17 protein-coding genes are annotated in these 19,757 nt (G+C 69.0%); all 17 read left to right on the top strand.

Annotation, left to right across the window (positions count from 1 at the left end):
• The first annotated feature begins 18 nt into the window (after positions 1-18).
• Positions 19-990: a TRAP transporter substrate-binding protein gene (locus WG898_RS23280; protein WP_339605169.1), complete on the top strand. Its 972-nt coding sequence runs from the start codon at positions 19-21 to the stop codon at positions 988-990.
• Positions 987-1,496, top strand: a complete 510-nt coding sequence (locus WG898_RS23275; protein ID WP_339605168.1) for a TRAP transporter small permease — start codon at positions 987-989, stop codon at positions 1,494-1,496. Before WG898_RS23280 ends, WG898_RS23275 begins: the two co-directional genes overlap by 4 nt.
• Positions 1,493-2,794, top strand: coding sequence for a TRAP transporter large permease (locus tag WG898_RS23270; RefSeq protein WP_339605167.1), 1,302 nt, complete (start codon positions 1,493-1,495; stop codon positions 2,792-2,794). Before WG898_RS23275 ends, WG898_RS23270 begins: the two co-directional genes overlap by 4 nt.
• A 114-nt stretch (positions 2,795-2,908) precedes the next feature.
• Positions 2,909-5,434: a GspE/PulE family protein gene (locus WG898_RS23265; protein ID WP_444718991.1), complete on the top strand. Its 2,526-nt coding sequence runs from the start codon at positions 2,909-2,911 to the stop codon at positions 5,432-5,434.
• Between the two features lie 6 nt (positions 5,435-5,440).
• Positions 5,441-7,186: a GspE/PulE family protein gene (locus WG898_RS23260; RefSeq protein WP_339605166.1), complete on the top strand. Its 1,746-nt coding sequence runs from the start codon at positions 5,441-5,443 to the stop codon at positions 7,184-7,186.
• Positions 7,187-7,192: 6 nt separating this feature from the next.
• The gene (locus WG898_RS23255) at positions 7,193-8,425 is read left to right on the top strand and encodes a type II secretion system F family protein (RefSeq protein ID WP_339605165.1); all 1,233 of its coding nucleotides are present in this window, start codon (positions 7,193-7,195) and stop codon (positions 8,423-8,425) included.
• A gap of 133 nt (positions 8,426-8,558) precedes the next feature.
• Positions 8,559-8,948 (top strand): pilin, encoded by a 390-nt coding sequence (locus tag WG898_RS23250; protein ID WP_339605164.1) that lies wholly within the window; start codon positions 8,559-8,561, stop codon positions 8,946-8,948.
• The gene (locus WG898_RS23245) at positions 8,945-9,436 is read left to right on the top strand and encodes a pilus assembly FimT family protein (protein ID WP_339605163.1); all 492 of its coding nucleotides are present in this window, start codon (positions 8,945-8,947) and stop codon (positions 9,434-9,436) included. The genes WG898_RS23250 and WG898_RS23245 overlap by 4 nt, the downstream gene beginning before the upstream one ends.
• 51 nt (positions 9,437-9,487) lie before the next feature.
• Positions 9,488-10,078, top strand: a complete 591-nt coding sequence (locus WG898_RS23240; protein WP_339605162.1) for a type IV pilus modification PilV family protein — start codon at positions 9,488-9,490, stop codon at positions 10,076-10,078.
• Positions 10,065-10,889 (top strand): PulJ/GspJ family protein, encoded by an 825-nt coding sequence (locus WG898_RS23235; protein ID WP_339605161.1) that lies wholly within the window; start codon positions 10,065-10,067, stop codon positions 10,887-10,889. Before WG898_RS23240 ends, WG898_RS23235 begins: the two co-directional genes overlap by 14 nt.
• Complete coding sequence (locus WG898_RS23230; protein WP_339605160.1) at positions 10,870-11,337, top strand: pilus assembly FimT family protein; 468 nt, start codon at positions 10,870-10,872, stop codon at positions 11,335-11,337. The genes WG898_RS23235 and WG898_RS23230 overlap by 20 nt, the downstream gene beginning before the upstream one ends.
• Complete coding sequence (locus tag WG898_RS23225; protein ID WP_339605159.1) at positions 11,334-15,077, top strand: LamG-like jellyroll fold domain-containing protein; 3,744 nt, start codon at positions 11,334-11,336, stop codon at positions 15,075-15,077. The genes WG898_RS23230 and WG898_RS23225 overlap by 4 nt, the downstream gene beginning before the upstream one ends.
• Entirely contained in the window at positions 15,077-16,105 is a 1,029-nt protein-coding gene (locus tag WG898_RS23220) for a hypothetical protein (protein WP_339605158.1), read from the top strand. The genes WG898_RS23225 and WG898_RS23220 overlap by 1 nt, the downstream gene beginning before the upstream one ends.
• 20 nt (positions 16,106-16,125) lie before the next feature.
• The gene (locus WG898_RS23215) at positions 16,126-16,845 is read left to right on the top strand and encodes a PilN domain-containing protein (RefSeq protein ID WP_339605157.1); all 720 of its coding nucleotides are present in this window, start codon (positions 16,126-16,128) and stop codon (positions 16,843-16,845) included.
• A complete protein-coding gene (locus tag WG898_RS23210) occupies positions 16,842-17,501 on the top strand; it encodes a hypothetical protein (protein WP_339605156.1) in 660 nt (219 codons plus the stop codon). Before WG898_RS23215 ends, WG898_RS23210 begins: the two co-directional genes overlap by 4 nt.
• Positions 17,498-17,899, top strand: a complete 402-nt coding sequence (locus WG898_RS23205) for a hypothetical protein (protein ID WP_339605155.1) — start codon at positions 17,498-17,500, stop codon at positions 17,897-17,899. Before WG898_RS23210 ends, WG898_RS23205 begins: the two co-directional genes overlap by 4 nt.
• Positions 17,896-19,686, top strand: coding sequence for a secretin GspD/PilQ domain-containing protein (locus WG898_RS23200; RefSeq protein WP_339605154.1), 1,791 nt, complete (start codon positions 17,896-17,898; stop codon positions 19,684-19,686). Before WG898_RS23205 ends, WG898_RS23200 begins: the two co-directional genes overlap by 4 nt.
• Positions 19,687-19,757 lie beyond the last annotated feature (71 nt).

The raw sequence follows: 19,757 nt of genomic DNA, 5'->3' as shown, positions 1-19,757 counted from the left end.
ACCGTCAAGGAGAGCGCCATGAACCGTCGCCGCCAGCTGTCACTGTGCCTGCTGGGCCTCGCCTGCAGCCAGGCCTTGGCCCAGACCAAATGGGACCTGCCCTCGGCCTACCCGGCCAGCAACTTCCACACCGAGAACCTGCAGCAATTCGCCGCCGAGGTCGAGAAGGCCAGCGCCGGCAGGCTCAAGATCACCGTGCACGCGAACGCCTCGCTGTTCAAGGCCGGCGAGATCAAGCGCGCGGTGCAGGGCGGCCAGGCGCAGATCGGCGAGCTGCTGCTGGCCAATTTCGAGAACGAGAACCCGCTCTTCGGCGTCGACGGCATCCCGCTGCTGGCCAGCGGCTATGCGCAGGCGCGCAAGCTGGCCGCGGCGCAAAAGCCCTTTCTCAACAAGCTGCTGAACGCGCAGGGCATGCAGCTGCTGTATGCGGTGGCCTGGCCGCCGCAGGGCATCTTCGTGAAGAAGGAGATCAGCTCGGTGGCCGATATGCGCGGCATCAAGTGGCGCGCCTACAGCCCGGCCACGGCCAAGATCGCCGAGCTGATCGGCGCCCAGCCGGTCACCATCCAGGCCGCCGAGCTGAGCCAGGCGCTGGCCACCGGCGTGGTCGAGTCCTATATGTCCTCGGGCGCCACCGGCTACGACAGCAAGACCTACGAGAGCGTCAAGTACTTCTACGACACCCAGGCCTGGTTGCCCAAGAACGCGGTGATCGTCAACAAGAAGGCCTTCGAGGCCCTCGACAAGCCCAGCCAGGACGCGCTGCTGCAGGCCGCCAGCGCGGCCGAGGAACGCGGCTGGAAGCTCAGCCAGGAAAAGAACGACTGGACCAAGAAGGCCCTGGCAGACAAGGGCATGAAGATCATGACCCCGCCGGCCAAGCTGCTGCAGGACCTGCAGCAGATGGGCGGCCTGATGCTGGCCGACTGGGAGAAGAAGGCCGGCGCCGAGGGTCAGGCCTTGCTCGCCGCCTACCGCAAGCCATGAGGCGCTGGCTGGACGCGCTCTACGACGGCGCGGCCGCGCTGGCGGCGCTCTTCATGGTCGGCCTGTTGCTGATGGTGCTGCTGGCGGTGCTGGGGCGCCAGCTGAATTTCTATCTGCCCGGCACCGACGCCTATGCCGGCTACCTGATGGCGGCCAGCAGCTTCCTGGCGCTGGCCCACACGCTCAAGCGCGGCGAGCATATCCGCGTCACGCTGGTGCTGCATGCGCTGGGCGCCAGGGCCCGCCACAGGCTGGAGCTGCTGGCGCTCAGCATGGCCAGCCTGCTGGCCGGCGTCACGGCCTGGTACAGCCTGCGCCTGGTGTGGCAGTCTTGGGTCTTCCACGACGTCTCAACCCTCAACGACGCCACCCCGCTGTGGCTGCCGCAGCTGAGCATGGCGGCGGGCAGCCTGGTGCTGGCAATCGCCTTTGTCGACGAATGGTGGCTGGAGTGGCGCGGCACGCGCCGCAGCAGCCAGCCCAACGAAGCCCTGCACAACGAATGAACGATATCGCCATCACCCTCATTCTGGTGCTCGCCCTGTTTGCCATCCTGGGCAGCGGGGTCTGGATAGGCCTGGCCCTGTCGGGCGTGGCCTGGCTGGGCATGCAGCTGTTCAGCGCGCGCCCGGCGGGCGACGCGATGGCGGTGACGATCTGGGGCAGCTCGTCCTCGTGGACGCTGACCGCCCTGCCGCTGTTCATCTGGATGGGCGAGATCCTGTTCCGTACCCGCTTGTCCAGCGATATGTTCAAGGGCCTGGCGCCCTGGATGCAGGCCCTGCCGGGGCGGCTGCTGCACACCAATGTGGTGGGCTGCGCGATCTTCGCGGCGGTCTCGGGCTCCAGCGCCGCCACCTGTGCCACCATCGGCAAGATGACCCTGCCCGAGTTGAAGCGGCGCGGCTACCCCGACCAGATCGCGATCGGCTCGCTGGCCGGCGCCGGCACCCTGGGCCTGCTGATCCCGCCCTCCATCATCATGATCGTCTACGGCGTGATGGCCGATGTCTCGATCTCCGCGCTCTTCATGGCCGGCGTGCTGCCGGGCCTGCTGCTGGCCGCGCTGTTCTCGGGCTATCTGGTGCTGTGGGCCTGGCGCCATCCCGAGCTGATCCCGCCCGCCGATGCGCCGCTGAGCCTGGCGCAAAAGCTCGCCGCCTCGCGCAGCCTGATCCCGGTGCTGCTGCTGATCGCCGCGGTGCTGGGTTCGATCTACACCGGCATCGCCACCGCCACCGAGGCCGCGGCGGTGGGCGTGCTGGGGGCCTTGCTGCTGTCGGGCCTGCAGGGCTCGCTGGGCTGGGCCAACTTCCGCGCTGCGCTGATGGGCGCCACCCGGCTGTACTGCATGATCGCGCTGATCCTGGCCGGCGCCTCCTTCCTGACCCTGGCGATGGGCTATATCGGCCTGCCGCGGCACCTGGCCGAATGGATCGCAAGCCTGGGGCTGAGCCCGCTGGGCCTGCTGCTGGGCCTGCTGCTCTTCTATGTGGTGCTGGGCTGCTTCCTGGACGGCATCTCGATGGTGGTGCTGACCATGGGCGTGATCATGCCCACGGTGCAGCGCGCCGGCATCGACCCGCTGTGGTTCGGCATCTTCATCGTGCTGGTGGTGGAGATGGCGCAGATCACGCCGCCGGTGGGCTTCAACCTCTTCGTGCTGCAGGGCATGACGGGGCGCGAGATCGGCAGCCTGGCGCGCATGGCCCTGCCCTTCTTCCTGCTGCTGTTCGCCGCGGTGGCGCTGATCTACCTGCTGCCCGAGATCGTCACCTATTTGCCACAGCGGATGCGGAATTGAGCCGGGGCCCGGGCCCAGTTCCGCTGACCAGCGGGCGCCGCAGGGCTTAGCATGGCAGGACGTGGCGCGGCCGCGTACGCGCGTGCACGCCCGCCGAACCCTAGGAGCCCTTCGATGTCCGCAGACCCGTCCGTCCCACTGAGCTGGCCCTATGCGCCCAAGCCAGGCAGCGACGCGACGCCGGACGCGCTGTTCTACTGGCCCACCCCGCCGTTTGCCGCCTATCCGCAGCCCAGCGCCCATATCGGCCCCGAGGCCTGCGAGATCATCGGCCCCAACAACAGCCGCACCGTCGGCTCGGTGCTCCTGATCTCGGCGGCCGAACGCACGCTGCAGGTGAATGTGCCACCGGCACGCAATGCCATGGCGGTGAAGTTCGGGCAGATACGCGCGCTCAAGCTGATGCGCGTGATCCCGGCCGCGCCGCGCGAGACCGATCAACCCGATGTGCGCCTGAGCCTTGACCAGCGCCCGCGCAGCAGCTTCAAGGTGCTGTTCCAGGGCGGTGGCGAATTCAGCGGCACGACCATAGGCCACCAGCACGATAACAACGGCCTGTTCCTGTTCCCGCCCTTGAGCGAGGGCAACGACGCGGTGCGCTGCGTCTTCATCCCGCGCGAGGTGCTGGGCAGCGTCGAACTCGGCGAGCGCATCGGCGAGGTGCTGGTGCAGGAGGCCCTGGTCACCGAGGAACAGGTGGAGGAAGTGGCGCGCGAGCAGCAGGACCTGCGCAGCCGCCGCGTCGGCGACATCCTGGTGGCGCAGCAAATCGTCAGCGCCGAGCAGCTGCTGCAGGCGATCGAGCAGCAGGCCCGCATGCCCATGGTGCGCATCGGCGAGGCCCTGCTGGCGCTGGACCTGGTCTCGCCCCAGCAGCTCGAGGACGCGCTGGCCCAGCAACGCATGGACCGCTCGGTGCCGCTGGGCGAGCTGCTGGTGCGCCGCGGCATCGTCAGCCGCCAGCAGCTGCAGTCGGCGCTGGCGCGCAAGATGGGTTATCCGCTCGTCGACGTCGAGCATTTCCCGGTCGAACCCGATGCGGTGCGCAAGCTGCCGCATTCGGTGGCCAAGCGACTGGAGATCCTGCCGCTGGTGCTGCGCGAGGGCAAGCTGATCGTCGCGATGGAGGACCCGACGCGGCGCGATGCGATCGACGAGGCTGAATTCGTCTCGCAGCTCAAGCTCGTGCCCACCCTGGCCAAGCTGGGCAGCCTGGCGTTTGCGATCCCGGCCGCCTACAGCCGCTTCGGCACCGAGCCGATCAGCGCACGCGAGATCGGGTTGCCGCCGCTGCAGGCCGACTTCGTGCTCGACAACGCCGACAAGCTGGTCGAGACCCTGGAGCGCGAGGGCCAGGCGAGCAGTTCGCGCGAGGACGAGAGCCCGATCGAGCAGAGCGACAACTCGCTGGTGCGCATGATCAACACCATGATCATCGAGGCGCATGCGCAGGGCGTGTCCGACATCCATATCGAAACCCACCCGGGGCGCGAAAAGCTCAAGATCCGCTTCCGCAAGGACGGCGTGCTGCACCCCTATCTGGAGCTGCCGCACACCTACCGCAGCGCCATGATCGCGCGCATCAAGATCATGTGCGACCTCGACATCTCCGAGCGCCGCAAGCCGCAGGACGGCAAGATCAACTTCGCGCGCTTCTCGCCCCAGCACAAGCTGGAGCTGCGCGTCGCCACCATTCCCACCAGCAACGGCCTGGAAGACGTGGTGATGCGCATCCTGGCCTCGGCCAGGCCGATCCCGATCGAGCAGCTGGGCCTCACGCCGCACAACCGCCGCGCGCTCGAGGCCGCGGTGCAGCGCCCCTATGGCATGGTGCTGTGCGTGGGCCCCACCGGCTCGGGCAAGACCACCACCCTGCACTCGGTGCTGAGCCAGATCAACACGCCCGAGCGCAAGATCTGGACCGCCGAGGACCCGGTCGAAATCACCCAGGCCGGGCTGCGCCAGGTGCAGGTGAATCCCAAGATCGACTGGACCTTTGCCAAGGCCCTGCGCGCCTTTTTGCGCGCCGACCCGGATGTCATCATGGTGGGCGAGATCCGCGACGAGGAGACCGCGCAGATCGCCGTCGAGGCCTCGCTGACCGGCCACCTGGTGCTCTCCACCCTGCACACCAACAGCGCGCCCGAAACGGTCACGCGCCTGCTGGACATGGGCATGGACCCCTTCAACTTCGCCGACTCGCTCTTGGCGGTGCTGGCCCAGCGCCTGGTGCGCCGCCTATGCCCCAGCTGCCGCCGTTCCGAGCCGATCGCCGAGGCCGCGCTGACCGAGTTGCTGGACGATTACTTGCACGCCTTCGATCCCGCCCAGCGCCCGACACGCCAGGCCCTGCTGGCCGAATGGCAGGCCGAGCATGGCGCGCGCGGCCAGCTGATGCATTTCCACAGCCCCGGCTGCACGCAATGCGATCACAGCGGTTTCAAGGGCCGTGCCGGCCTGCACGAGCTGCTGAGCGTGACGCGGCCGATACGCCGCCTGATCCAGACCGGCGCGCGCGCCGAGGAGATCCAGCAGGCCGCCATGCTTGAGGGCATGCGCACGCTGCGCCAGGACGGCATCGTCAAGGTGCTCCAAGGCATCACCACGCTCGCCGAGGTGCGGGCCACCAGCAACAACTGACCCTGCATGGACACCACCGCCAATCCCGACACGACCGCCACCGCAAACAGCGCCGGCCGCCCGCAGAAACTGCGCCTGGGCGACGTGCTGGTGCAGCAGGAGCTGATCACCGAGGCGCAGCTGCAGCAGGCCCTGGAGCTGCAGCGCGCCACCGGCAAGAAGCTCGGGCGCCTCTTGATCGACGCCGGCCTCATCACCGAGGAAGCGCTGGCCCATGTGCTGGCGCGCCAGCTGCGTGTGCCCTTCGTCAACCTGAAGAGCTTCCCGACCCGCAGCGAGCTGGTGCGGCTGCTGCCGGAAACGCCGGCACGCCGCTTCAAGGCCCTGGTGCTGGAGGACAAGGGCGACTACCTGCTGGTGGCGATGGCCGACCCGCTGGACCTGTTCGGCTTCGACGAGCTGAGCCGGCTGCTGAAGCGCCGCATCAGCATGGCGGTGGTGGCCGAGAGCCAGCTGCCCGCCGCCTTCGACCGCCATTACCGCCGCACCGAGGAAATCTCGGGCCTGGCCAAGGCGCTGGAAAAAGACATCGGCGATGCGGTGGACTTCGGCGCCCTGCAGGCCAGCGTGGGCCAGGAGGGCGCGCCGGTGGTGCGCCTCTTGCAATCGGTGTTCGAGGACGCCGCCGCCGCGGGCGCCTCGGACGTGCATGTGGAGCCCCAGGAGGCCGAGCTGCTGATACGCAACCGCATCGACGGCGTGCTGCAGACCCAGACCCAGGCCGACAAGCGCATCGCCGCGGCGATCGCGCAGCGCCTCAAGCTGATGGCCGGCCTGGACATCTCCGAGAAGCGCCTGCCGCAGGACGGCCGCTTCTCGCTGCGCCTGCGCGAGCGCACCATCGACGTGCGCCTCTCCACCCTGCCAGGCCAGTACGGCGAATCGGTGGTGATGCGCCTCTTGGGCCAGGGCAACGCGATCCGGCGCCTCGACCAGATCCACATGCCCGAAGAGATGCTGGCACGCTTTCGCGAGCTGCTGGGCCGCATCTCGGGCATGGTGCTGGTGACCGGTCCCACCGGCTCGGGCAAGACCACCACGCTCTACGCCGCGCTCTCCGAGATCAATGCCGAGCAGCACAAGATCATCACCGTCGAAGACCCGGTGGAATACCGCCTGCCGGGCCTGACCCAGGTGCAGGTGAACGAGAAGATCGAGCTCTCGTTCTCGCGCGTGCTGCGCGCCACCCTGCGCCAGGACCCCGACGTGATCCTGGTGGGCGAGATGCGCGACGCCGAGACCGCCGAGATCGGCCTGCGCGCCGCCATCACCGGCCATATGGTGCTCTCCACCCTGCACACCAAGGATGCCGCCAGCACGCCGTTTCGCCTGCTGGACATGGGCGCGCCGCCCTTTATGGTGGCCACCAGCCTGCAGGCGGTGATCGCCCAGCGCCTTTTGCGCGCGATCTGCGAGAACTGCGCCGAGCCGCATGAGCCCTCGCCGCAGGAGGCCGCCTGGCTGGCCGCCAATGCGCAAGAGGACGGCAAGCCGCTGCAAAGCCTGCGCGGGCGCGGCTGCTCGGTCTGCAACGGCACCGGCTACCACGGCAGGCGCGGCATCTACGAGATGCTGGAGATCGATACCGAGATGGCCCTGGCCATCACCCACAGCGACAGCCAGGCCTTCTTCCGCGCCTCGCGCGAACGCCTGCGCGGCCACACCCTGGCCGATGGCGCACTCGCGCTGGTGCGCCAGGGCAAGACCACGGTGGCCGAGGCCATGCGCGTTGCCACCGACGCTGGAGACTAAAGCGCGGTGAGATCCTATGCCTGGCGTGGCCGCAACAACCGCGGCGAGCAACTCAGCGGCGTGATCGACGCCGAGGGCATGGACGCGGTGGCGGCGCAGCTGAGCGCCGGCGGCGTCATCCCGATCGACATCAAGCCTGCCGGCAGCAGCCTCTCTGCCCCCAAGCAGGACTGGTGGGCGGCGATGCGCGCGCGCCCGGTCGGCATGGTCGATCTGCTGGTGATGACGCGCCAGCTCTACACCCTGCAAAAGGCCGGCGTGCCCATCCTGCGTTCGCTCGCCGGCCTGGAGGCCTCCACCGCCCAGCCGGCCATGATCGCGCTGCTGCAGGACCTGCGCTCCAGCCTCGACCAGGGGCGCGAGCTCTCCACCGCGATGGCGCGCCATCCGCAGGTGTTCACGCCTTTTTACGTCGCCATGGTGCGCGTGGGCGAGATGACGGGCCGGCTCACCGAGGTGTTCGAACGCCTCGGCCAGCATCTGGAATTCGAGATCGACACGCGCGCCCGCATCAAGCAGGCGCTGCGCTATCCCACCATGGTGGTGGCGGCGATGGCAATCGCCATCGTGGTGATCAATATCTTCGTGCTGCCCACCTTTGCCGCGGTGTTCGCGGGCTTCAAGGCCGAGCTGCCGCTGATGACCCGCCTGCTCCTGGGCTTCTCGGCCTGGATGCTCAACTGGTGGCCCGGCCTGCTGGCCGCGGCGGCGGCGGCGGTGCTGGCGGTGCGCAGCTGGCTCGCCACCTCGGTCGGCCGCTACCGCTGGGACCGCCTCAAGCTGCGCCTGCCGATCGCCGGCCCCATCATCCTGAAGGCCACGCTGTCGCGCTTTGCGCGCAGCTTTGCGCTGGCCTCGCGCAGCGGCGTGCCGATCAGCCAGGCCATGACGGTGGTGGCGCAGACCGTGGACAACGCCTTCATCGGCGCGCGCATCGACCAGATGCGCGACGGCGTGGAGCGCGGCGAAAGCATCTCGCGCTGCGCCACCGCGGCCGGCGTGTTCACCCCCATCGTGCTGCAGATGGTTGCGGTGGGCGAGGAGACCGGCGAGCTCGACAATCTGATGGTCGAGATCGCCGGCATGTACGAGCGCGAGACCGACTACGCCATCAAGGGACTCAGCGCCGCGATCGAACCCATCCTGCTGCTGCTGATCGGCGCCATGGTGCTGATGCTGGCCCTGGGCGTGTTCCTGCCGCTGTGGAATCTGGGCCAGGCGGCGATGGGGCGTGGCTGATTTCACGCGCGGGCGCAGATTGCGCTCAAGTGTGGCGGGTTTTGGACGATGAGCGGGGGGTATCCCCGGCTAAGCTGGGCCCATGGCCGCGAACGGCCACAGCGAATTCAGGCATTCAAAGAGGTATCCATCCATGAAAAAGACGCAAGCTGGTTTCACCCTTATCGAGCTCGTGATGGTCATCGTCATCCTGGGCGTGTTGGCCGCGGTGGCCCTGCCCAAGTTCGTCGACCTCAAGACCGACGCCCAGAAGGCCGCGATCTCGGGCATCGCCGGCGCGCTGAGTTCGGCCTCGACCGTCAATTACGCGGCCCGCAAGGCCAATGGCGCCAAGGGTGTCGCCATCGCCAACTGCACCGACGTGGCGAATGCGCTGCAGGGCGGCCTGCCCACCAGCGGCGGCGCGGCCCCCTACACCATCACGGCAGCCGCCGTGGCTGCAGACGCCTCGGTGACCTGCACCCTGAGCGACAGCGCCACGCCGGTCAATACCGCCAACTTCACCGCCATCGGTATCTCGTGATTCCTGGCGCTCGCGCCAAACAAGAACAGCCCGCCTCCTGCCCGCCGCGGCAGGAGGCGGGTTTTACCTTGATCGAGCTGATCGTCGTGATGGTGTTGGTCGGCGCACTCGCGGTGGTGGCCCTGCCGCGGCTGATCGACACCAACGACTGGCGCCTGCGCGCCTTTGGCGACCAGCTGCTGGCCGAGTTGCCGGCCATGCAGCGCCTGGCACTGACGCAGCGCCGCCCCATCGTCGCCACCATCACCGGCAGCGGCATCAGCTTTGCCTATGTGGCCGGCGGCGCCCTGGGCACGCTGGACTGCCCGGCCGGCGCCAGCCCCTGCATCGCCGAGGGTGGCTCGCGCACTTTTACCTTCAACGCCGCCAACAGCGGGCGCAGCGTGAGCGGCAGCAATAGCAGCCTGAGCATCACCGTGGCCTACGGCAGCTACAGCCAGGCCTACCAGCTGGAACACGAAACAGGGCTGGTTTTCCGCCTTCCTTGAGCGCTTGCGGCCGCGCCGCAGCGGCTAGCATGCCGGCTGGAGCCCCCACGCATGCCTTGCCAGCACCTTCGTCATCACCACCCCTCACGCCCCACCGCTCGGCAGCAAGGCCTGACCCTGGTCGAGCTGATCGTGTTCATGGTGGTGGTGAGCGCGGCACTGGCGGGCGTGCTGCAGATCTTTGTGCAGGCCGGTGCCAAGAGCGCCGACCCGATGATCCGCCGCCAGGCGCTGGCGATCGCCGAGTCGCTGCTGCAGGAGGTGCAGCTGATGCCGTTCACCTTCTGCGACCCCGATGACCCCAACGTCGATCAGGCCGCCAACAGCGCCGACTGCCCAACGCAGCCCGAAAGCATAGGCCCCGAGCCCGGCGAGACCCGGTACTCCAGCAGCAAGCCCTTCGACAATGTGAACGACTACCAGGGCTTCAATATGTCGGGCATCAGGGACATCAGCGACACCGCCATCGCCGGGCTGGAAGCCTACAGCGCCAGCGTTACGGTGGCCGCCGCCGCGCTGGGCAGCATTGGCGCCGGCAGCGGCGACGCGCTGCAGATCACCGTCACCGTCAACGGACCCGGCGGCGAAACCATCAGCCTGCAGGGTTGGCGCACCCGCCATGCACCCAATGCCGCGCTCTGAGCTGCAAAAGGGTTTCACCCTGGTCGAGGCGGTGCTGGTCATCGTGCTGACCGGCATCGTGGCGGCCATCGTCTCGGTCTTCATCGTCGCGCCGGTGCAGAGCTATCTGGCCAGCAGCGCGCGCGCGCAACTGGTGGACCAGGCCGACACCGCGCTGCGCCGCATCGGCCGCGATGTGGCGTTGGCCCTGCCCAACAGCCTGCGCACGCTCGACAACGCCGCCAGCACCAGCCTGGAGCTGATCCCCAGCAGCGGCGCGGCGCGCTATGCCACCGCGGGCGCCGACCCCCTGGACTTCGGCGTGGCCGACAATAGCTTCAAGCTCGTGGGGCCAGGTCTTGCCCTGACGGCCGCCGGCCAGCAGCTGGTGTTCTACAACCTCGGCCCCGACAACCCCGATGCCGATGCCTACACCGGCAGCAACCGGCGCAGCGCCAGCAACGGCGCCGGCGTCGCCACCGACATCACGATGGCCAACAACGGCGCCGGCCTGCCGGTCACGCTCGCCGCCCCGCCCTACCGCGTCTACGCGGTGGAGCAGCCGGTCAGCTACCGCTGCGACAAGGCCGCCCGTACGCTGACGCGCTACAGCGGCTACGGCTTCCAGGCCGCGCAACCCGACCCGCCCAGCGGCGGCAGCGCCGCCTTGCTGGCGCGCGGGGTGAGCAACTGCCAGTTCACCTACAGTGGAGGCCCGGCGGCCACGCGCACCGCGCTGGTGACGCTGCGCCTCACGCTGGACAGTGGCGCCAGCACCGGCAACGAAACCATCACCCTGCACCATGCCCTGCATGTCGACAACCAGCCCTGAACCCAGCCGGCGGCAACGTGTCCAGCAGCATGGCTTCACCATGGTGTCGGTGATCTTCATCCTGGTGGTGCTGGCCGCGCTGGGCGCGGCAATGGCGCGCTTCAGCCAGCGCCAACATCTGGGCTCGGCCGCCGAGCTCAATGCCGCGCGCGCCTACCAGGCCGCCTTCGCCGGACTGGAATGGGCCAGCTTCCAGGTGCTGCGCAACCCGGCCCCGCCCGGCGTCGCCCCCGTCTGCCCGGGCAATACCAACATCAGCCTGGGCGACTTCGTGGTGACGGTGAGCTGCAGCCGCGTCGATGGCGTCGACGGCGCCAGCAACCCGGTCTTCTACCAACTGGTGGCGAACGCCTGCAACGCGCCCACTGCCAACGCCTGCCCGGGCAGCGGCACGCCGGCGCCCACCTATGCGGAGCGGCAGCTGAGCCGCATGGTGGTGCGGCCATGATGATGCGCTGGCTAAGCCGGCTGCTGGCCGTGCTGCTGCTGCAATGGCTGTGCAGCGGCGCCGCCGGCGCCTGCACCATGAGCCTGGGCGCGGTCACGGCCAGCCCCAACCCCGTGGCCGTCGGCGCGACCGTGACGGTGTCGATTCCGATCTCGTACGCGCATTGCAAGGGCGGCGCCATCCAACTGGGCGACGACGCGCCGGCCGGCCTCAGCTACGCCGGCTGCTCAAGTTCGGCCGAATGGGACTGCGACAATGTCTATGCCTCGGGCGGCGCCACCTTCTCGGTCTATGTGCCCGGCAACAACGGCAACAAGAGCGCCACCCTCAGCTTTTCCTACACCGCCACCAGCGCCGGCAACCGCTCGATCACCTTCACCGAGTACCAGACCCAAACCACCTCCACGGTGAACATCACGGTGGGCGGCAGCCCGCCGACCGTGACCACCAATGCCGCCACGGCGATAACGAACGCCGGCGCGACCCTGAACGGCAGCGTGTCCAGCAACGGCTCGGCGACCACGGTGAGCTTTGACTACGGCACCACGCTGGCCTACGGGAGCAATATCGCGGCCACGCCGAGCCCCCTTGCCAGCGGTGCCAGCAACAGTGCCGTGTCGGCCAATCTGGGCAGCCTGTTCTGCGGCACGCAGTACCACTTCCGTGTGCGGGCGGTCAACAGCGCCGGCACCAGCCTCGGCAGCAACGCCACGTTCACGACCGCCAGTTGCGGCTCGATCGCCGACTACCGCATGGACGAAGCCAGTTGGAACGGCAGCGCCGGCGAGGTCAAGGACGCCAGCGGCAACGGCTATCACGCCCAAAGCCTGCTCGCCAACACCTCGGCCAACGTCGCCACCACAGCTTCCACATCGCCCGCCTACACGGCCGGCGCGCAAAGCACCTGCTCCTACGGCCTGTTCGACCGCAGCAGCGCGCCCGCCGCCACCTACACCTACCTGGGCCTGCCCTCCTCCTTCCCGGCCTTGAGCAGCAGCTTCACGGTAACGGCGTGGATACGCTCCAGCAACGCCGGCCAGTCCGGCCAGCGCGTGATCGTGAACGACGATGCCGACAACGGCTGGGCCATCAGCCTGGGCGATGCCGGCAGCGGCCAGCTGCGCGTGTTCAGCCGGCGCGTATCGCCCACCGGCAGCGTGAGCGGCAGCGGCTCCAACAACGCGTGCGGCAGCGTGTTCTGCCTGGATACGCCCAATGTGGTGGCCAGCAATACCTGGTACTTCATCGCGGCCACGGTCGATACGGTCGGCAAGCGCATCAGCTCCTCGGTTTACAGCAGCGCGGGCGCCTTGCTCGCCAACGCCAGCAGTGCCTTCACCGGCAGCTGGAGCATGGGCAGCGGCGCGGTGTCCATCGGTGGCGAGGGCATCGCCTCCAGCGAAGGCCGAAGCTCGTCATTCCACTTCATGGGCAATATCGACGAGCTTCAGGTCTTCTCCGGCCTGCTCTCCGCCTCGGCCATCGACCAGCAACGCACGCGCGTGCGCAGCTGCCCCGCGATCGGCGTGGCGTCCTTCAGCATCGCCGGCACCGGCAGCGCCTCCACCTGCACGCCGCAAACCCTCACCATCACGGCCAGGGATGCCAACGGCAACACGCTCACTTCCTACACCGGCACGGTGAACCTCAGCACCTCGATCGGCCGCGGCAACTGGAGCGCAGGCGTTGGCCCGGCACCCGCGGGCACGCTCACGCCGGGCGCCGCCAACAGCGGCCTGGCCAGCTACACCTTTGCGCCCGGCGATGCCGGCGTGGTGAGGCTCATGCTGCAACATGGCCTGGCGCAGGACCTGACGGTCACGGTGGTGGACAACGCCCTGCCCGCCAGCGCCAGCAGCTCGGCCAGCATCCAATACCGCGACACCGTGTTTGTCTGGAGCGAAGACCTGGCCAACAAGATCGCCGGCAGCCAGGTGGTGGTGGCGGGGCGCAACCATGATCTGCAGGTCGCGCTCTGGAAAAAGGACGCCGTCAGCGGCAATTGCGCGATCGCCAGCGACTACACCGGGGCGCGCAACCTGAAGCTCTGGCGCACCGACAACGGCGGCCCCTGGACCGCGCCCGGCATTGTCAGCCCGGCGCTGGCCAGCGTGCCGGCGAGCCGACCAGTGGCCAATAACCTCATCGGGCTGAACTTCAACGCCGGCGTGGCGAGTCTGATGATGAGCAGCAGCGACGTCGGCAAGTTCAGCTTCACGCTGGAAGACGATTCGCGCGACTACGCGGCCAACACCATCAGCGCCAACAGCGGCGACCTGACCCTACGCCCCTTTGCCCTGGTGATCTCGGGCATTGCGATGGGGGCGACCAACAACCCCAACGGCAGCGCCGCCAGCGATGCGCTGTTCGGCAAGGCCGGCGCCAACTTCAGCGCTACGGTGGGCGCCTACCGCTGGAGTGCCGGCGCCGACGCCAATGGCGACGGCGTGCCCGATGGCGGCGCCACGCTGGCCCAGGTGAGCGCCGGCGGGCTGGCGCCGTCCTTCAACACCCCGCTCACGCTCAGCCCCCTGGCTGGCTCGCAAACCCCTGCCTCCGGGGTGCTGGGCGGCCTCAACAACGGCAGCTTCAGCGGCTTCAGCGGCGGCAGCAAGACGGTTGGCAGTCTGCAGTACACCGAGGTCGGCAGCTTCCAGCTCGCCACCGCCGCCCTGGTGAGCAATTACCTGGGCAGCGGCCAGAACCTGGACGCCCTGGTGTTCAACAGCGCGGGCGTGCAGAACAAGGTGGTGGGGCGTTTCAGCCCCGCGAACTTCACGCTCACTCAAGACGCATTGACGCTGCGCAGCGTCCTCGCCTGCACCCCCGCCTCCAGCTTCAATTACCTGGGTGAGAACTTCGAGCAAGCCCTGACCCTCACGGCCAGGAATGTTCAGGGTGCCATCACCCAGAATTACGATGGCGCCTTCGCGCGCCTGGACCCGAGCAGTAGCGGCGCCTGGAATTTGCGCGGCATCGCCGGCAGCACGCGCTTCCTGAGCAGCGGCACGCCGACCCGGCTCTCGCTCACCAGCAGCGGCAGCTGGGACCACGGGGTCAGCAAGGACCTCAAGGTCACGATCGCGGCGCTGCGGTCCAGCGCCGGGCCGGATGGCCCGTTCGAGAACGCCAATGCGCTGCAGCTAGGCATCGCGCCCAGCGACCTCGACGGTGTCACCATGGCCAGCTTCAATCTCGACACCGACAGCCCCGCCGATGGGGTAAACGATCGCAGCCTGATTGCCACAGTGCCGCTGCGTTTCGGTCGCTTGCGCCTGCAAAATGCCATAGGCTCGCAGCATCGCGATCTGGTCATGGCCCTGCAGGCCGAATACTGGAATGGCAGCGCCTTCAGCATCAACAGCGCCGACGGCTGCACCGGCATCGCTGCCGCTCACCTGAACTTTGGCAACTACCGCAAGACCTTGATCGCAGCCGACGCCCAACTGAAGACCAGCCCCGTGCAACTCGCCAGCGGCCGTGCCCGCCTGATCCTGGCCGCGCCCGCTGCCGGCCATTCGGGCAGCTACGACCTCAGCATCAAGCTGGGCAATGCCGACGCCTCCTGTCTGGCGCCCTGGGCACCCAATCCCGCGGCCGCCAGCAGCGCCAACCTGGCCTATCTGCAGGGCGGCTGGTGCACCGGCGGTGCCAGCCACGACAAAGACCCCTCGGCGCGCGCCAGCTTCGGCCTCTACGGCAGCAGCCCCAACCTGATTTACCAGCGGGAGAACTACTGATGCGATGGCCCTGGCGTAGCGCCAGATCGAACACCCGCCTGGTGCTGCAGCTCGGCCGCGAACAGCTGGCCTATGTGCAGGCGCCCAATGGCGCCACGCCGCCCTTGGCGCCCGGCCGTTGGGGCGTGCTCGATCTTGGCCAGCTGACCGACGAGGCGCTGCAGCATGAGCTCGCCGCGCTGGGCCTGGGCGGCGGCGAGGTTTTGGCCCTGCTGGACGCCGACGCCTACCAGATCCTCAAGATCGACACCCCCCCGGTGCCGCAGGACGAGCTCAAGGCCGCGGCACGCTGGCAGATCAAGGACCTGCTGGAGGTGCCGCTGGACGAGCTCACCCTGGACGTGATGCATGTGGGCGACGACCAGCCGCGCGCGCACAAACAGCTCTTCGTGGTGGCCGGCAGCAACCGTGCGATCGAGCGCGTCAGCCGCATCGGCAGCACCGCCGGCCTGCAGCTGGACGTGGTGGATATCGCCGAGACCGCCTTGCGCAATCTGCAGAGCGCTGCCGCCGCGGCCGAGGACCTGACCAAGCGCGCCACCGCGGCGCTGCTGCTACAAGGCGGCCAATGCCTGCTGACCATTTGCGCGCATGGCGAGCTGTTCTACACGCGCCGGCTCGACTGGGACGCCCGCCTGCTCAAGCGCGCCACCCAGGCCAGCGCCCCCAAGGCCGACACCCCGGTGCCGCTGGGCTATGAATACATGCCAGGCGACGCGCTGAATTTTGGTGGCCTGGACGCCGAACACGACGAGTCCTCGCCCCTGGTGCTGGAGCTGCAGCGCTCCATCGACGTCTGGGAGCGTTCCTGGCCCGACCTGCCGCTGGCGCGGCTCTACCTGCTGGTGCCCGAACATGGCCAGCAGCTGGCCACCCTGCTGCAGCGCGAACTGGGCCTGCGCACCAGCGCCATCGATCCTGCCACCCTGTTTCCCGGTTTCGAGCCCGCCACCCATGGGCCGGAGGCCTATGCGGCCTGCCTGCCGCTGCTGGGTGCCCTGCTGCGGCAGGAAGAGCGCGCGCTGTAGGGCTACAAGAAGCCAACAAGATGGCACAGCAAATCAATCTCCTCACCCCCATCCTGATGGCGCCGCGGCGGCTGTTCTCGGCCGTTGCCATGCTGCAGGGCCTGCTGCTGCTGCTGGGCGGCGGCCTGCTCATCAGCCTCACCCTGATCTGGCAGGCCAAGCAGAGCAGCAGCGCGCTGGCCGCCGCCCATCTGCAGGCACGCAACGAGCGCCAGTCGCTGCAACAGGCCATGGCGGCCCTGCCGGGCGGCGGCGACGCCACCGCCTTGCAACAGCAGCTGGCCCAACTCAAGCAGGACAACGCCCGCCAGGCCCAGGCCCTGGCCGACTGGCAGAGCGGCCTGCCGCAGCCCGGTCGCAGCCATGCCGATCTGCTGCGCCTGCTGGCCCAGACCACGCCGGCCACGGTCTGGCTGCAGGAACTGCGCTGGAACGGCCAGGGCCTGCAACTGGAGGGCCGCACCGTCGATCCCGCCAGCCTGCAGCCCTGGCTGGCGCGCCTGGCCGCACATCCGCTCTTGCGCGGCCAGCGGCTCGCGGCGGTGCGCGTCGAGCGCCAGCCCGGCGGCGCCAGCGGCGGCACGCTGCGCTTCGGCGATGATGCAGGCGGGGCGGGCGCGGCGGCCGGCTCGGCAGGGCCGGCCGAAACCGCTGGCCAGGCGGTATGGGGCTTTCGCGTCGTCAGCGCCGCGCCGGCCGCCGCGTCGGCCGCAGCATCGATGCCGGGGAGGCAGCCATGAACTGGCGCCAACAGCTGCAAAGCGCCTGGACCCAGCAGTCCGCGCGCATCGACGCCCTCTCGGTGCGCGAGCGCCTCTTCATCTTCCTGACCCTGGCGGTGCTGCTCTTGGGCCTGCTGGACCGCCTGCTGGTGACGCCGTTGAGCCAGGAGCAAAGCCTGCAACTGAGCGGCCAGCGCAAGGTCGAGACCGAGCTGCAGGCGCTGCGCCAACAATTCCTGCTGGCCGGCCAGCAGCAGGGCCCCAACAGCCCGCAGGCCAGGCTGCGCGCCGAGCTGGACGAGCAAGGCGCCAGGCAGCTCGCGCTGCAGCAGGCCATGCAGGGCGCCGGTGCGGGCGCCGCGAGCGCGGGCGCCACGCTGCCCAGCGTGCTCGACAGGCTGCTGCAAAGCCACGCCCATTTGCGCCTGCTGCGCCTGCAGACGCTCGACGAGCTGCCGCCCGGCCTGCCCGCGCCGCCGCCCGCCTGGCGCCTGCAGGCGGTGGAGCTGCGCGTGCAGGGTAACTACCTGGACCTGACGAAATACCTGAGCGAGCTGCAGTCCGAACTGCCCGGCCTGCGCTGGGGTGAACTGCGCCTGGCCGCGCAGGGCGAAGGCGCGGCGGCCAAGGCGGTGCTGCAGCTGCAGCTGGTGTTGGCGAGTCCGCAGCCATGATGAACATGCACCCCATCGCGATCCTCGCGCTCGCCCTTGCCATATCGGGCTGCGCCCTGCCCGCATGCGCCCAGGGCGAGCTGCGCGACCCCCTGCAGGCGCCCGCCAGCCTGCGCGCGGCCAGCCCCGCCGCCTCGGCCGCCGAGACGGAGACGCTGCTGCCGCAACAAATCATCGTTGTTGAGGGGCGCCCCTATCTGGTGGTGCAGGGCCGCCGCCTGGGCGTGGGCGAGCGCTGGGGCGAGGCCCGCATCCTGGCCATCGACGAACAGGCGGTCACGCTCAGCGAGGGCGGCGTGAAGCGCCGCCTGCCGCTCTATCAGGGAGTGGAGAAACGCCCACTCACCGCCGCACCTGCCGCCGGCCGTGCACGCAAAAAAACATCGGAGAAGTCATGAGTTCTGGCCGTCTGATCCCACTCGCGCTATGCCTGCTGCTGGGTGGCTGCGCTTTCAAGCCCCTGCGCCTGAGCCAGCCCGGCAGCGAACTGCAGGCCGAACTGCAGAAGCAGCAGGCGGCGCGCAAGCCCGCGCCGGCCGCCTCGGCAGTCATGCCGGAGGCAGCGTCGCCGCAAGCCGCGCCCGAGGCTGCAGCACCGCGCCCCGAGCCGCCGGCCGAGCCGCGCTTTGACCTGGTGGTCAATGGCGCGCAGGTGCGCGACGTGTTTCTCTCGCTGGTGGCCGACACCCGCTACAGCATGATGGTGCATCCCGGCGTTGCCGGCGTGCTCTCGGTGACGCTCAAGGGCGTGACCCTGCGCGAGGCGCTGGAGGCGATCCGCGACGTCTATGGCTACGACTTCAAGATCGATGGCCGGCGCATCACCGTCTACCCGCCCACCATGCAAACGCGCGTGTTCAGCGTCAACTACCTGCCCGGCCAGCGTGTCGGCCGCAGCGAGCTGCGCGTCAGCTCGGGCTCGGCGCCCACGCCGCCCGGCAGCGGCGGCGGCAGCGCCAACACACCGGCCACCCCCGGCACGGCGCTGGCCGCGCCCGAGAGCTCGCAGGTGTCCACCAGCACCAAGAGCGACTTCTGGGCCGAGCTGGGCACGGGCCTGCGCGCCCTGGTGGGCGTTGACGCCGGCCGCAACGTCATCGTCAGCCCGCAGGCGGGCACGATCGCGGTGCGCGCCATGCCCGACGAGCTGCGTCATGTGGAGGCGTTTCTGCGCGCCACCAAGCTGGCGGTGGAGCGCCAGGTCATGCTGGAGGCCAAGCTGGTCGAGGTGGAGCTGCGCGAGGGCTTCCAGAGCGGCATCGACTGGTCCTACCTCGGCAAGCAAGGCGCCATCGGCCAGACCGGCGTGAACCCCTCGCTGCCCAGCGGCGTCAACACCATCGTCAACCCGCTGGTCAGCAACAGCCGCGGCCTGCCGGTGCTCTCGACCACCACCAATGCCTCGGGCTGGCCCGACCTGATCCCCCTGCCCTCGCCCGGCGGCGGCGCCTTCGGCCTGGCCCTGGCCAAGGGCGGTTTCCAGGGACTCCTGAGTTTTCTGGAGAACTACGGCGATCTGCAGATCCTCTCCAGCCCGCGCGTGGCCACGCTCAACAACCAGAAGGCGGTGCTCAAGGTCGGCGCCGACGATTACTTCGTCACCGGCATCTCGGGCGGCAACAGCAACAACAGCAATAACAACAACACCAGCAACAACAACAGCGGCATCAGCATGCCGACGCTGACGCTCACGCCCTTCTTCTCCGGCATCGCGCTGGACGTGACGCCGCAGATCGACGACGCCAACATGATCACCCTGCACATCCACCCCTCGGTGACCACGGTGACCGAGAAGATCAAACAGGTGGACCTGGGCGCGGTGGGCAACTACCGCCTGCCGCTGGCGTCCAGCAGCGTCAACGAAACCGACACCATGGTGCGCATACCGGATGGCGCGATCGTCGCGATCGGCGGGCTGATGCAGATGGAATCCTCGCGGCGCGGCTCGGGCCTGCCCGGCAGCGGCGACAACGCCCTCACCTCGGCGCTGTTCGGCAACCGTGCCAGCGTCGGCCGCAAGCGCGAGCTGGTGGTGTTGATCAAACCCACCATCATCCGCAGCCAGGACGACTGGGAGCAGGCCAACCAGGCGCTCAGCCAGCGCCTGGACGAGATGGAGGCCGGGCGGCGCCGCGTCATCACCGTGAACGGCACGCCGCCGGCCGGCAGCAATCAGCAACCCTGAATCGGTGACAGCGGCGGGCCGTCCCGCCGACAGTCAGTCTTGCCAGGCCCGCCCCGCTGATGGATAGTCAG

Source organism: Paucibacter soli, assembly GCF_037482845.1.
GTDB lineage: Bacteria > Pseudomonadota > Gammaproteobacteria > Burkholderiales > Burkholderiaceae_C > Paucibacter_B > Paucibacter_B soli.
This window is presented reverse-complemented; position numbering and strand designations above follow the sequence as displayed.